The following is a 14836-nucleotide window of genomic DNA, read 5'->3' as shown; positions in this document are numbered from 1 at the left end:
GCGGCACGGGGCTCAGGCGGGCGCAGCCGATAATGCCCTCAGCGCCTCGCGCAGCCGCGATTCCGTGCACGGCTTGCTGAGCACGGGTTGCGGCGGCAGCTGCTCGCGCAAGCGGCTTTCGCTGCGCCATAGGCCGCCGGTGACGAAGATCACGCAGCGGGCAACTTGCGGGCGCTCGGCCTGTAAGCGGGCGAACACCTGTGGTCCCGAGATGTCCGGCAAGCGCACGTCGAGCAGCACGACGTCGAAGTGATCGCGCCGGTCGAGGAGCACCGCGAGCGCCTCGGTGCCGCTGGCGACCCGTTGTGCCGTCAAGCCGACGTGCTGCAGCAAGCTGACCAAGGACTCGGCAACTTGATCGTCGTCGTCGACCACCAGCGCCGCCCGCAGGCCGCTGATGGCCACGCGGGGTGCGCTGGGGAGCAGCAAGCAGAAGGTCGTGCCGCAGCCCGGCTCGCTGCGCGCGGTCAGGTCGCCGTCGTGGGCGCGCATGATGCCGTAGCTGACGCTCAGGCCCAGGCCGCTGCCCTCGGGTTTGGTGGTGAAGAAGGGATCAAAAACACGTTCGAGGTTCTCCGGCGTGATGCCCGGGCCGGTGTCGCTGACTTCTACGCGCACCCGCTCGTCCTCGGCGTTGCCGCGGATGCTCAGCGTGCCGCCGCCGCGGCCCATGGCCTGGATGGCGTTGGTGAAGAGGTTTACCAGCACTTGCTCGATCTGTTTGCTGTCCGCCAGTACCGGCGGCAGCGCGGCGGGACAATCGAGCCGCACCGTCACGGCATTGCGGCGCAGCTCGTGGTCGAGCAAGGCCAGGGTTTCGGTAATGAGGGCGCGCAATTCGACCGGTTCGCGCCGGGGCGCCTGCGGGCGGGCGAAGCCGAGCAGCGCCTGCACGATGGAGGCGATCCGCCGTCCCTGGCCCTCGACGCGGCGCAGTGCGCCGCGCAACTCCTCGGCGGGTGCGTCGCCGTCGGCCAGCTCGGTTTGGACGAGAATGCCGACCAGAGCATTGTTGACCTCGTGGGCGATGCCGGCGGCCATCTCGCCGCTGGCGGCCAGGCGATCGGCGCGGCGTAACTGCTCCTGCAACAGCTTTTGCTGCGAAATGTCCTCGATCAGCGCCACCGCTCCGAGCACGCGCCCGCGCTCGTCGCGAATCAGGCTGGCGTCGAGCAGAATCGGCACTTCGCTGCCGTCGCGTCGCCGCGCCACTGCTTCACCCCGCCACCCTTGCGACAGCAGCTCGCGGTTGAGCTGCTGCACCCATTCGGGAGACAGGCCCTGGGTGAGCCGCGCGGCATCCTGGCCGATGATTTCCTCCCGGGTGTAACCAAAGGTCCGCAGAAAGGCGGCGTTGACGAAGTGAACGCGCTGGCGTGCATCGGTTATCAGCACGGCCTCGCCCGTGCTCTCAACCGCGCGCACCAGCCGGCGGCTTTCTTCGACCAATTGCGCGCGTTCGAGCGCGACCGCGGTTTGGCCCGCCACACCGTCGGCGATCTTGAGGTCATTCTGTGTAAAGGTGGCGCCCCGGCGCTGGCGGGCCAGCTGCATGACGCCGAAGAAGTGGCCGCCGCTCGTCAGCGGCGTGATCAGCAATGTCGGGACGGCGGGAACCCCAGGCGGCAGCCCGTCGCTCGGCGACACCACGGCGCAATGGCCCAACCGGCGCACCCACTCGAAGTCCGGGACCTCCTCCGGCCGCAACCGCATGGTCGTGAATCGTTCGGCAATGTCGTGCTCCACCCCGGCCGCGGCCGCGCCCGCGTACACGCCGCTGTCCTCACGCCACAGAAAGACGGTACAGTACTCGACCGACAGCACTTGCGGCACCACTTCCACGACCGTGGCGAGAATATCGTCGAGGCGGGTGAGCCGGCTGATGGCCTGGCTGACCGCCAGTAGTGCACTGGTGACACCGGCAGTGGCGTGCTGGCGGTCGGCCGCCTCGCGCGCCCGTACGATCTCCTGGTGGGCATCGGCTTCGCGTTGGCTGGCGTAACGCAGGAAGTACATCGCCCCGCCGCTGGCCATCGCCAGCACCAGCCCCAACACCAGATCGGTGGCCATCCGTTGGGTCTCGAGCGGCACCTGCGTGATCGGCGCGATGATCCACCAGCCGAGCCGATTGACGGCTAGCAACAGCGCGATCCCAGTGGTGCCGACCCCGATACCGACGGCACCCCACTCTGGCCCGAAGATGAAGGCGTAGCTGAACATCTTCAGGAGGAAGATCAGCAACACCGGGTTGGCCAAACCGCCGACGCCCGCGATCACCAGCAGCGGCGGGATGAGGTTGGCCAGCACGTCAATCGCCACCAACCGTCGCGAGACCTTGCCGGAGCGGTAGCGTAGGCTGACAAACAGGTTGGCGGCGAAGTAGGTCAGGTAGCCGCAGTGGACCAGCCAGGCATGCGCGGGCCGGGTGTGGACCAGGAAGACCTCGTTGAAGAGTACCCAGGACGCCAGGCCCTCGACCACACGCAAGACCAGCAGCGGGTATGCTGCCCGCTGAATGAGGTCTCTTCTGAGCCCGGCTGTCAGATCAACAAGCGGCGTGGTCGTCATGCCCCGCTCGGCACTCTACGACCCGCCTCCGGCGGTGGCAAGCGTATTTACTTGGCCTTGCCGGCGCAGGGTTTGAAATCCTCGGGGAGCATGTAGAAGTTGAAGGCGTTGTCTTTGCCGGTGCCCTTCTTGTGCGTAAAGGTCCCCAGCTCCTTGGTTAGCGGGGTCTTCGAGCGCCGCTCCAGCGTTGCCCCTAGCATCAGGCGGAAGAGCCCTTCGCTGTTCGTGCGGCCGAACACCGTCCAGCCGTTGGGCAGCGACAGCTTGACGAACTGCTCGGCCAGCGGCTTGCCGGCGGCGTCTTTCAGCGTGCCCGTGAGCGACACGTCGTAGGGGTAGCCCAGCCTGGTGCCGTAGTTGGACTTGATCAGACACTCGCCGCAGGGAGCGCCCTCCCAGAAGCCCTTAGCCGTACCGTTGAGGCACTTCTTTCCGGCCGGCTTCTTGCCTGGGCATTCGTTGCACGTCACTACGATGGCCAAGGTCTTGCCGCCGTCCGGGTCCTTCAGCCGCTGCTCGTCGGCAATCGTCACCGCCCACGCGGACGACGCCGCCAGCACCACTATCATGCCTGCCATACGTCCCATCGCCATCGTTACCGCTCCTCCTTGAGCCCCAGCGCGTCGTCGGTGACGCAACATTGAGTAATCCGACGGCGCCTCCTATACTGCATCGCCGTGCCGGGCTCAACGCGGCGGGACGCCGGAGTGGATTGATGGAGACCGCGGACAAACTCGCAGCGCATATTGGTCAAGCGGCGGCGTTGCTTGCGGCAGCGCGCTATGCGGTCGCCCTGACCGGTGCCGGGATCTCGGTGGAAAGCGGCATTCCGCCGTTTCGCGGGCCGGGCGGCTTGTGGACCAAGCACGGCGAGCCGCCGCTGAACGGCTACCAGCGTTTTCTCGCCGATCCGCGCCAGGCGTGGGAAGAGCGCCTGCGGCCGAGCGGCCCGATGGGTGAGCTGTGGCAGACGCTGCAACAGGCAAGACCGAACCCGGGCCATTACGCGCTTGCCGAGTTGGAAGCGCTTGGCGTGTTGCGCTGCCTGATCACGCAGAACGTGGACGACCTCCACCGCCAGGCGGGCAGCCGGCAGGTGGCCGAGATTCACGGCAACTACCGGCTGGTACGCTGCCTCGAGTGCGGGGTGCGCTTGCCGTTCGAAGAGGTCTCGTTGGCCGAGCTGCCGCCACGCTGCCGGCAATGCGGCGGCATCATGAAGAGCGATACCGTTTCGTTCGGCGAGCCGATCCCGCCCGACGTGCTCGAGCGCTGCTTTGACGAGAGCGAACGGGCCGACTGCATGTTGGTGGCCGGCACCTCGGCCACGGTCTATCCGGCGGCGCAGTTTCCGCTCTCGGTGCGGCAGCGGCACGGCCACCTGATCGAAATCAATCCCTACGAAAGCGAAATCTCGTCGCTGTGCACGGTCACGCTGGCAGGACCCGCCGGTGAGGTGCTCTCCCAGCTGGTGGAGCGCCTCAAGGCGCTGCGCGCTGGTTGAAAGCGGCGTAAAGCGCAGCAACATGTTCGCCGCGCGCCTGGCGCCACCGAAAGCGGCGGCGGCACTGCTAGTCGTTGTGCTGGCGGTGGCCGCGTGGGTTTACGGCAGCGGGCTGGGCGAGCCGGTGTTGCTGGACGACCCCAACGACGCGCAATACGCGGAGGTGGCGCGTGAGATGGTCGAGAGCGGCGAGTGGCTCAGCCCGCAGCTTGACGGCGTGCTGTTCCTCAACAAGCCGCCGCTGGCGTATTGGCTGATCGGGGTGTCGTATAAGATCTTCGGCGTAAGCGAGTTAGCCGCGCGCCTGCCGGGGGCGTTGAGTGCGCTGGTGCTGGCGTGGTTGATGTGGCGCCTGGGTTGCGCGCTGTGGAACGAGTGGGTTGGGCTCAATGCCGCGGCGGTGTGGCTGGGCACCGCGGGCGTTCTGATCGAGGCGCGCTTTGTGCGCCCTGACTTGCTACTGACGGCGGCCGTTGCCGGGGCGTTGCTGGCATGTACCCGCCTGCGGCAATGCCCCACTGATCGTTGGGCGCTGATCAGCTGGCAGGTGGCGTTGGCGGCGGCGTTGCTGGCCAAAGGTATAGTCGGGCTGCTGCTGCCGGGCGGCGCGCTGGTAGTGGCGGTGTTGGCGGCCGGTCGTGCTGAGCTGGTTCGGACGCTGTCGCACCCACGCGCCTGGTGGCTGTTCGCGCTGCTGGTTGTGCCGTGGCACGTGGTGGCGGGGCTGCGCCACGCGGGCTTTGCCTGGGATTACATCGTCAACCAACACCTGCTGTTCTTCCTCGATCGCAAGATTCCCCGCGACTCAGAGGGGATCGCACTCTGGCATTTCTGGGCCGCGTTTGCGGCACGGTTGTTTCCCTGGACGGTGTTTGTTCCGCTGGCCGCGGTTAAGCTCCGGCCCCGCGGCGATTTCAGCCGACGATGGGCGGGCGGATTAGTGCTGGGCTGGGCCGCTGCGGTGATGGCCTTGTTTTCGGCCGCCGGATCGCGCTTAGAGCACTATGCCATCCCGGCGCTGCCGGCCTGCGCGCTGATGGTCGGCGCGCTCTTCCATAACGGGCTGGGACGCGCACTGCTGATTGCGCACGTACTGCCGCTGATCGGCACCGGCGTCGGGATGGTGCTGGTGGTGCCACCGCTGTTGGCGTCGGCCGATTTTCTCGAAGCGGCCACAGGACTGCCCGAATTGAGCCGGCTAGCCGGGTACGTCTTCACGGCCGCGGCGGTGGCCATGCTGGCGCTGGCCGCGGTGCGGCCGCGGTTGGCGGCCGGCCCGGTGCTAGTGGCGATGTGCGCGCTGGTGCCGATCATGCGTCAAGGACTAACGATGATGGCGCCGTTCAACTCGAGCGCACCGCTGGCGGCCGTCATTAACAACGTGGCGGCCGCGGGCGACACCTTGGTCTACGAAGCTCCGATCGAGTACCAGAGCGGCGCCGGCTTGTTCTTCTACACCCGCCGCAAGTGGGCCGTGCTGCGCCCCGCTGGCTTCGTGCCGCCGCCGTACTTGGCGCCGCATCAGGGCGAGCTGTTCATCGACCGGGCTGAACTGGAGCGCCGCTGGCACGGCGCTGAGCGCATCTTCCTGGTGTCCGATCCGCTGGCACGAGGCCGCCAGTCGATGGTGGGGATTGTGCCCGAGCCGATGTGGGTCGTGGCCCACATCGGCAACCGCTGGATTGTCAGCAACCAGAGCCCGTAACCGCCGCCCGCTGGGCGCCGGCTTCCGGGAACAAGTGCAACACGGTTGCACCTGCGCGCCGGGGCTGGCAGTTTGGATGCGGCCATGCCGGTTGAGTTCCGCAAGGACGGCGATCAACTCGTCTGGGTGCGCAATCCCTTCACCCGCGCGATCACCTACTTCACTCATGTGCATCTCAAGCGCAGTGGTTTCATCCGCCGCGCACAGGAAGCCGCGCTGCGACCGGCCCCGCCGGACTCGGTGGCGGCCGAGGCCGAGCGGCGCGCGGAATTGGAACGGGCACGCCGCGATTGCGCGTTTTGCCCCGGTAACGAGCACTTGACGATGGAAGAGGTCTGTCGCCTGAGCCCGAGCCAGGTGTTCGGTGCGCACGCGGCCGCCAGCCATACCCGGGGTGATTGGCTGATTCGCGCTTTCTACAACATCGTGCCGCGCTTGCCGGAATGCTGCACCGGCGGGCGCAACGAATCGTACGTTGTGGTCGAGGATCCGCGCCACTTCGCCGACGATGCGCGCGGCCATGAGGATATTCTTTACACCGCGATGCTGCCGCCCGAACAGTTTCGTGCCCTGATCGAGGCGGCGATAGTGGTGGCGCGCCGGGCGTATCGCAACCCGGCGGTGAACGCGGTGCTGGTGCGCAAGAACCAGGGCCGCGATTCGGGCGCCTCGCAGCCCCACCTGCATTGCCAGGTGATCGGCTCCGACCTGCCGTTCGCGGCCGTCGAGCTCGAAGCCGCGGCGCTCGCCGGCGAGCCCGGGCTGTGGGATGAAATCATCCGCTTCATGGATGGTGAAGGCTTCGTGCTCGAACGGCGTGACGGCTGGGTGTCGTACTTCTGCCCCTTCGGCATCTTCCCGCGCAGTTACGAGATCGTGCTTCCGAGCTATCGCGGGCGGGTAGTCGATCTGCCGGCCGCGCAGCTGCACACGCTTGCCGATCTGCTCCAAGCGATCTTGAGCAGCCTCGGCCCGCTCTCCCTCGACTACGAAATTCACGACGGCCTGGGTGTGCCAGTACACGCTCATGTGAACGCGCGTCACTATCCGTACTCCAACATCGGCGGCACCATCAACCTGCCGTCGACATTGCTCGGCCCCACCTCCATTGCCGAGCGCCGCCGGCCAGCCGCCGGGCCAAGCAGCTCGTGATCGAACTGCCGTTTCGGGGCGTGGCCGCGGCGATCCAGGAACGCACGGCGGCGATCAGGCGCGGAAGTCGTCGGCGTTAAGATCGTGCTTCTTCAGTAGCCGGTAGAGCGTACCGCGCGGCAGGCGGGCTTCGCGGGCGGCGCGCGAGACGTCGCCCTGCCAGCGTTCGAGCAGCTCCGCGAGGTATTCCTTCTCGAAGGCCATCACCCGCTGCGCCCGCAGCTGGAAGAACCCGCCGTGATTCTCTTCAGCTAGCTCGTGGGCCTGGATGACGATCTCGTCGGGCAGGTCGTCGAGCGAGATGACGGCACGGTGGCTCATCGTCAGCGTGCGTTTAACGACATTCTGCAATTCGCGGACGTTGCCGGGCCAACGGTAGCGCGAGAGCACTTCGCTCACCGCCGGATCGACCGTGGCGTGGGACTTGCCCATCTCGCCGGCGTAGCGCTCGACGAAGTGATTGATCAGCAGTGCAATGTCGTCGGGGCGCTCGCGCAGCGGCGGGATCTCGATGCGGGCCACGTTGATACGATAATAGAGGTCATCGCGGAAGCGCCGCTCGCGCATCTCGACCGCCAAGTCGCGATTGGTGGCGGCGATCACGCGTACGTTAACGGCGATCTCCTCCTTGCCGCCGACACGGCGGAACTTGCGCTCTTGTAGAGTCCGCAGCAGTTTGGCTTGCAGGGACAGGGGCAACTCGCCGATTTCGTCGAGGAAGAAGGTGCCGCCGTCGGCCAGTTCCAGGAGCCCGAGGCTGCGCATGTGCGCGCCGGTGAAGGCGCCGCGCTCGTGACCGAAGAGCTCGCTCTCCAACAGGTTCTCCGGAATCGCGCCGCAGTCGACCGGCACGAAACGTGCGTTGCTCCGTAGGCTGTGCCGGTGAATGCTGCGCGCGACCAGCTCCTTCCCCGCTCCGGTTTCGCCCAGGATCAGGACGTCGGCGTCGGTGGCGGAGACCCGCTGGATCTTCTGGAAGACCACTTGCATCGCCGGGCTGGTACCGATGATCTCGTCGAAGCAATAGGGCCGCTCCACTTGGCGCCCGAGCAGCGTGTTCTCCTGGCGCAAGCGGCGCTCGTCCAGCAAGCGACGGGCGGTGACCAGCAGATCGTCCGGCAAGAAGGGCTTGGTGATGTAGTCGGCTGCGCCCAGCTTCATGCTCTCGACGGCCGTCTCTACGGCCGGGAACGCGGTCAGCATCAGGACCGGAATGTCGGGATCGCGTTCGCGTGCGATCCGGAGCAGTTCGACGCCGGTGATTTCGGGCATGCGGATGTCCGTGATCAGCAGATCGAAGCTGTTCTTGGCCAACAGCTCGGCGGCCTGGCGGCTGCTCCGCTCAAGGGTGATGGTCGTCTCAGGCAGCTTGCCCAAGATATCGGCGCAGACTTCGAGCATGCCTTCTTCGTCGTCTACGATGAGGACTCGCTCCCTAGACATACTGCGTATCCACGCTCTCGTTCGGCATGTGGGCCGGAAGCTTGACCGTGAACCTGGTGCCGCGTCCAACTTCGCTGTCGACCGCAATGGTGCCGCCATGATTGCGGACAATGCCGAGACAGATCGCCAGGCCGAGACCAGTACCGCGTCCGGCTTCCTTGGTGGTGAAGAAAGGCTCGAAGATCTCGTTGCGAACCTCCTCGGCAATGCCGTGGCCGGTGTCTTCGATGACCACGCTAACGGACGGCGCCGCGGCGCCGTCCGGCGCGAGTGTGGCCGGAGCCGCCGGCTCACCGCGGTGGTCGTCCGGGCCGGCCGTGGCGATGGTCAGCACGCCGCCGGCGGGCATGGCATCGAGGGCGTTGAGAAAAAGGTTGAGAAAGATCTCCTCCATCTCGGAGCTGTTGGCGAGGATCGTCGGCCTCGCCTGGCCGAAACGCTCGTCGATGCGCACGCCGCCGCTGGTTGCGCGCTCCTCGATCATCGACAGGGCCTTACGAATGGGCGCGTGGATGCTGATCGGAGTGCGAACGGCGGCGGACGGACGGCAATAGGAAAGCAGCCCCTGGGCGATGCGGGCGACGCGGTCGGCAAATTCCACGATCTTGTTGACCTCTGCCGCGGTCTTGGCCGACATCTCGTCGCGGTGGTCTTGCAAGAGCAATCGCCCCTTGGCGCTGATGATGGCGATGGGGTTGTTGACCTCGTGGGCGACATGGCCGGCCAGTTCACCCACCGCCGCCAGCTTGGCGGCGCGCATCATTTGGGCTTCAGCCTGCTTCTGCTCGGTGATCTCCTGCGCCAACTCGACGAACTCACCGGCCGGGCCGTCGCCGCTGGTTAACGGAGCGATTGTGACACGAAAGACGCGGTCATGCCGACCGCTGCGGGCATTGCCCGGGGCTGCTTTTCCCGACGGCAAGACGACTTCAGTAACGCGAATCCCGTCCGGCGCCACGCTCCGGCACTCAATCGCTTGCGAGATCTCGGCGGCGACGGGCATGCCGCCCGCGGTTGCGAGGCCACTGCGGAGCCGGTCCGAACCCCGGTCAAGCGGCAAGCCCCCGGAATCGCCGGTGCCGAACCATTCTTGCCAGCGGCCATTCATCCAGCGAGAGCGCAGGTTCGAGCCGCTGACTCGTAGCGCTGTACCGGTGGTTTGGAGGGCCTGCTCCAGTAGTCGGCGCTCGGCCCGCGCCTGCGCCGCCAGGGCTTCGAGCCGGCGCTCTTGGAAGCGCGCGCGCTCTACCAAAGTGGTGACGATGTAGGCCACGAAGAAGAACAGTGCCGTTTGCAGGCTGGTGAGGCCAGCCACATAGAAAGTGTTTTGCGCGGCATCGGCCTTCCACCCCGGCTCTCCGTGCGGCAAGGCAGGAACGAAATAGTGGTGCAAGAGGTCCGACCATTCGCCCCACGCCATCAGCATGAACATCACGCTGGCAGCGGTGGCGACCAGGTAGCATTGCCGCCGTGAGAGCAGGATACCGCCGAGGGCCACGTGGATCAGGAGCGATAAGCACAGCGGATTCTCGACCCCGCCGGTGAGGTGCAGCAGGATCGTCAGGATCGCGAGATCGGCGTACATCTGGAGCGCCAGCAGGTAGGGCTTGCACGCTTCGTGGCCCGCCATGATGGCGAAGCCGATGTTCAATCCTGCCGAGCCGGCGATGGTAATGAGCAGGCGCGCCAAGACGTCCGGCGGCAGCACGCCGTAGGCGCCTGCCACCAGGGACACGATGGTCCCGACCGCTACGGCGGCCCAACGGGTTGAAATGAACCAGTGGGCCTCGGGGGCAATGCCGCCGGCCTCACCCTCGCTAACTCCACGCTTGATGAATAGGCGCCACATCTGCCGCGCAGGCCAATTATCACAGGCGCGCTCGGAACGACACCGCGTGCCCGCGTCTCGTGCGCCTCGATGCTAAACCCCGGGGCCGCGGCGGAGAGCGAGCTTCACTAGGGGGTGCGCCGGGTCACGTCATCGGCCTGGGCGATCCGCACCTGGCTGCGCCGCGAGCGTCTTTCGGACTATCGTGTCGAGCTTCTCGAAATCAAAGGGCTTGGCGAGGTATGCGGCGGCACCCAGACTCATGGCCGCGCTCCGGTTCGCACCCCAGTCGTCGAAGGCAGTCATCATGATCACGGCGGTTCGTGGTCCGCCTTCAGCAACGATCCGTCGCAAGATCGTTAGACCATCTACATCGGGCAGCCGTATGTCGAGAAGGATCACGTCGGGACGCTGTTCTTGAAACAACCTCAACCCTTGCGCCGCGCTCTCGGCGACGCAGACCTGATGGCCAGCGGCGCCCAGCACTTGCTGGATTGGCCAGAGAATCATTGGTTCGTCGTCAATCACGAGCACCTTCGCCATCGTTCCCTCTCGTCACGAGCGAGCGGAGATAGACCCGCCCTCGCCCTGGCAACCTAACCTTCAGGCTTCGTCGGGCGCCTTTTGCACGTCGTGGCAGCAACCGTCGTGCCCTGTCATCGCGTGCAACTGCTCGGCACGGAGCTTGCGGCTTGGAAGTGACCCAAGCTTGCCCAAGTGAGTATGGCGATGATCCTCGATGATGTTTCCCTTGCCGGTAATCAAGCGCCAGCCGCGAATGATCCCAGCCACTCAGGCCAACGGCCAGGAGGCTTCTTTGCCTTGCGAATGCAGCGATTAGCTGCGTTTGAACGAGAGTTTATTGCGGGCCTGCTTGAGCGCCACTGCGGGGACGTTGCCGCTGCGGCGCGCGAGGCGCAGCTTCCTCGCGGCACCCTGTACCGCCTGCTCAAGAAGCACAGCCTCAACCCCAAGGCCTTTCGCGGTACACAGCCATCTGTCACGTCGGTGTGAATCGGAACCTCAGCCGTCTCATCGATGTGACACGCTATGCGCCGAAGTTCTGCATCGAGAGCGGTTCTTTCAATCTCCTTATCTGTCACAGCTACGTGACAAACGTTTCGGTTCGGGCGGCGTGCTCGCAACGCCGGTTTGCGCGATGGCCAAGGCACGTGTCTTGCGGTGAGGCGCTGCGGGGCAAGGTCGGCGGTGGTTGTGGCCCGAGCGCTCCATCGGATGGCGTCCGAGTCTCCGATCGGGCGACTGTGAGAGGTCTGAAGGAAGGCGAAAAGGAGAGAGGCATCATGAAGAAACCGAGCAAGAAGCTGTCGCCAGTCCACTACATGGCGGCGTGTTTGTTCGTCTTCCTCGCCGCGTCGGCGCATGCCAGCGGCATCGACGGCGGCTATGTGGGCACCGCCGCGTGTCTGACCTGCCATGACGGCTCTGCGGCGACGAACAAGATGAGCTTCCAGAAGACCGGCCACCCTTACAAGTACCGGCACACCGGCGGCTCCCTCCCCACAGACCCCCTCACGGGCCTGTTTCCGAGGCCGCCCGGCTTGGGCCTGGACACGTTGACGCTGGGTGAGGATTGCGGCGATGGACTCATTGTCTGCGACGGGAGTTTGAATCTCGACTGGTCGGCCATCAACTATGCGATCGGCGGCTACGGCTGGAAGATCCGATGGGGAGTGAATGACCCCGCCGCTGTGAAGACGGGTTATGTCTGGACCGGAACCAGCCAGTACAACCTCGAGAACGGCTCCTGGTCCGCATACAACGCGAATACGGACAAGAAGAACGAATGCGCCACCTGCCACCAGACGAACGGGTCGATCTTTACCTACGGCTACAGTTGTTACACCGACCCCCTCACCTCCAACCGTTCCGAGCCATTGTTGACGAACCCGGGCATGGAACTCGAGGAAATCGCTGGCGACGGCATCGGCAACGACGACACCGTTTGTGAGACCGGTGAAGCCTGCAAGATCGGCGGCTACAGAAGCCAGTGGACCTTCGACGGCGTCCAGTGCGAGGCCTGTCACGGCAAGGGCAGCAACGCCGGTAGTACCGGGCACGCGGACGCGGGTGCTTCCGTCACGCAAAGCGTACTTACGCTGTCCGGCGGCGTCGAGATCTGCGCCAAGTGCCACATCCGCGCGGAGAACACCGCCGGCACCGGTGCCGAATGCGGCGGGGATGCGAATCCAGCCATCCTGACCAACGGCGCCAAGATCGCCGATCCCTTCATCAATCATCACGAACAGTACAACGAGATGCACGGCTTGAGTGAGGACGGCGTCCACCAGTCGCTGACCTGCGTCACCTGCCACGACCCCCACAAGCGCGCCGTGGGCGTCATCGGAGCAGTGGCAACGGCCCTCGGCATCACTGGCGACAACACCAATCCGGAGCCCGGTGCGATCCGAAAACAGTGCGCCGACTGTCACAAGGCGCAGGCGGATGCGGACGCGGCCAGTGCGTTGGCGAACCCGACCGGAAAGCATGGCGATCATGCCTCCGTTACCTGCGTCGACTGTCACATGGCCGAGGCTACGAAGACGGCTATCAACTACTCGACGGCGGGCTGGGGCCGCAAGGGCGATCTGAAGACCCACATCTTCGACATCAATCCGACGGGATCGAGCATTGTGCGAAGCAATGGCTTCACTAACGTGGCGCAGAACTACATCACGCCCAAGTACGCCTGCGGTAAGTGCCACGACAGCAACATCTACGGTTCCGTCATCGCCGGCCCGACGGACGAGGCGACGGCACAGACGGAGTCAACCGGCTATCACAACGTGACGGGCATCGACAGCGGTTATGTCGGCTCCACCACCTGCGCCGGTTGCCATGCCGCGGAGTACGACGAATTCACCAAGTCCGGGCATCCGTACAAGGTCAGGATGACCGCCGGGGCAACCCCGACTGGCAGTTCGGACCCGCTTTCGGCTCTGCTCACCAGCAGCGGGGACAATACGATCGTGTCCGTCGCCGCGCTCAATGCCGATGCCAGCGTGCCAACGAGCCAGATCGACAGCGACAGCGACGGCAAGCTTGACTGGGCCGCCGTGAACTATGTGATCGGCGGCTTCGGCTGGAAGGCCAGGTGGGGAATCAAAGACAGCACCGGTGACGACAAGAGCGGATACGTCTGGTCCGCCGCCTCGTTGGTCGGTGGCTACGCCGCCCAGTTCAACATGCTGGCGGCCGACCCGACTCTCGATCCCGCGAGCAAACGGGCCGACTGGTCCACCTACGGCTCCTCTTCGGGTCAGTCCAAGAAGTACGAGTGCGCTATCTGTCACAACACCAACGGCATCGTCTCGACCTCCGGATATTCTTGCTACACCGATCCGGGGACCGATCTCTCACCGGCCCGAACCGAGCCCTGGGCTAGCACCGGCATGAGCCCGGTGGCGAACCACGGCGGATTCTATAGCTCCTGGTCCCTCACTGGCGTGCAGTGTGAGGCCTGCCACGGCACGGGCGTGAATCACGTCAAGGACCCGTCCGGGAACAACATGGGCCTCAGTACATCGAAAGACGCCTGCGGTAAGTGCCACATCAGGGCGGAAAACACCGCCGGCCAGGGGGCAGAGTGCGGCGGTGATGCAAACCCCGCTATTCTTACCAACGGGGCGAAGATATCCGGCGACTACATTCAACACCACGAGCAGTACAACGAACTAGTCGGCCTGAAGATCGAGGACAACGGGGCCGCCGGCGGCGACAACGACGGCGTATGTGAGGCTGGGGAAGTCTGCAAGCTCGACGGCGCCCATGCCTCACGCGACTGCGTGGACTGCCACGAGCCGCACACGCGGTCACACAAAGTGACAGGGGTCGTCGCAGCGGCCTTGAACATCAGCGACAACGACGAGTCGCCGGAGGAAAGGGGTGCGGTCGTCTCCTGCGATAGCTGCCACCCGGGCAAGACGCTGAAATACCCGATGGCTGACACCACCTGTGTCGACTGCCACATGGCTGAGGCGACGAAGTCGGCGACCAACGAATCGCCGGACGGGGCCTGGGGCCGGATGGGTGATGTGAAGACGCACATCTTCAAGATCAACCCGGCGGCAACCACCATCACGAGAGTCAACGGCGACTCCGTCAACGTCGCCACCAACGCGCTCTCGGTGAAATACGCCTGCGGCAAGTGCCATGACTCGAGCATGGGCAGCTATGTGGGCAACGGCGCCATGACCGAAGCCGCGGCGAAGAGCTTCGCCGCGGATATCCACCATACCAAACCTTATGTGAGCTTCGGCTACACAACGAGCGGCCTGACGGTCAACGTCAACGCCGCGGCATCGTCCTGTGTCAGCGGCAGCTGCTTGTACGAGTGGAACTGGGGTGACGGCGCTGCCTATGGCTCGGGCGTCTCCACCTCGCACCCGTATGGCAGCGCCGGCACCAGAACGGTGACGCTGACGGTCAAGGATGGCGTCGAGTACAGCTCCAACACTAAGTCGGTTAGCGTAACCGTCTATGCCGCCGACCCGCCGCCGACGATCAGCGCCACCTGCGCGTTGGACACGAACTGGGTCGAAACGGTTACCCCAACGGTGTCAGGCGACACCGTGATGGTGACCGTGAACTGGGGTGACGGCGGCATGCTCGCCGT

10 protein-coding genes are annotated in these 14836 nt (G+C 65.4%); 5 read left to right on the top strand and 5 right to left on the bottom strand.

Going from position 1 to position 14836, the window contains the following annotated elements; translation table 11 throughout:
- Positions 1–12: 12 nt before the first annotated feature.
- Positions 13–2568, bottom strand: a complete 2556-nt coding sequence (locus HY699_11900; protein ID MBI4516504.1) for a PAS domain S-box protein — start codon at positions 2566–2568, stop codon at positions 13–15.
- Between the two features lie 47 nt (positions 2569–2615).
- Positions 2616–3161 (bottom strand): hypothetical protein, encoded by a 546-nt coding sequence (locus HY699_11895; protein MBI4516503.1) that lies wholly within the window; start codon positions 3159–3161, stop codon positions 2616–2618.
- 122 nt (positions 3162–3283) lie between these two features.
- Between HY699_11895 and HY699_11890 the strand changes: the two genes are divergently transcribed.
- From HY699_11890 to HY699_11880, 3 genes are all read left to right on the top strand, one after another.
- Positions 3284–4072 (top strand): NAD-dependent protein deacylase, encoded by a 789-nt coding sequence (locus tag HY699_11890; protein MBI4516502.1) that lies wholly within the window; start codon positions 3284–3286, stop codon positions 4070–4072.
- 22 nt (positions 4073–4094) lie between these two features.
- On the top strand, positions 4095–5777 hold the full coding sequence (locus HY699_11885; protein MBI4516501.1) for a glycosyltransferase family 39 protein: 1683 nt from the start codon (positions 4095–4097) through the stop codon (positions 5775–5777).
- An 84-nt stretch (positions 5778–5861) separates the two neighbouring features.
- Entirely contained in the window at positions 5862–6929 is a 1068-nt protein-coding gene (locus HY699_11880) for a DUF4921 family protein (protein ID MBI4516500.1), read from the top strand.
- A 54-nt stretch (positions 6930–6983) separates the two neighbouring features.
- On the opposite strand, the gene HY699_11875 is transcribed toward HY699_11880, so the two are convergent.
- From HY699_11875 to HY699_11865, 3 genes are all read right to left on the bottom strand, one after another.
- Complete coding sequence (locus HY699_11875; protein MBI4516499.1) at positions 6984–8372, bottom strand: sigma-54-dependent Fis family transcriptional regulator; 1389 nt, start codon at positions 8370–8372, stop codon at positions 6984–6986.
- Positions 8365–10221, bottom strand: coding sequence for a hypothetical protein (locus tag HY699_11870; GenBank protein MBI4516498.1), 1857 nt, complete (start codon positions 10219–10221; stop codon positions 8365–8367). Before HY699_11870 ends, HY699_11875 begins: the two co-directional genes overlap by 8 nt.
- A 129-nt stretch (positions 10222–10350) precedes the next feature.
- The gene (locus HY699_11865) at positions 10351–10743 is read right to left on the bottom strand and encodes a response regulator (protein MBI4516497.1); all 393 of its coding nucleotides are present in this window, start codon (positions 10741–10743) and stop codon (positions 10351–10353) included.
- A 186-nt stretch (positions 10744–10929) separates the two neighbouring features.
- Between HY699_11865 and HY699_11860 the strand changes: the two genes are divergently transcribed.
- Positions 10930–11214 (top strand): hypothetical protein, encoded by a 285-nt coding sequence (locus HY699_11860; GenBank protein MBI4516496.1) that lies wholly within the window; start codon positions 10930–10932, stop codon positions 11212–11214.
- Between the two features lie 290 nt (positions 11215–11504).
- Positions 11505–14836, top strand: a 3332-nt coding sequence (locus HY699_11855; GenBank protein ID MBI4516495.1) for a PKD domain-containing protein, incomplete at its 3' end; no start/stop codon positions are given.

This window comes from Deltaproteobacteria bacterium (assembly GCA_016210005.1).
Lineage (GTDB): Bacteria > Desulfobacterota > Binatia > HRBIN30 > JACQVA1 > JACQVA1.
Note: the sequence above shows the minus strand (reverse complement) of the source record. Positions and strands in the feature narration are given on the sequence as shown.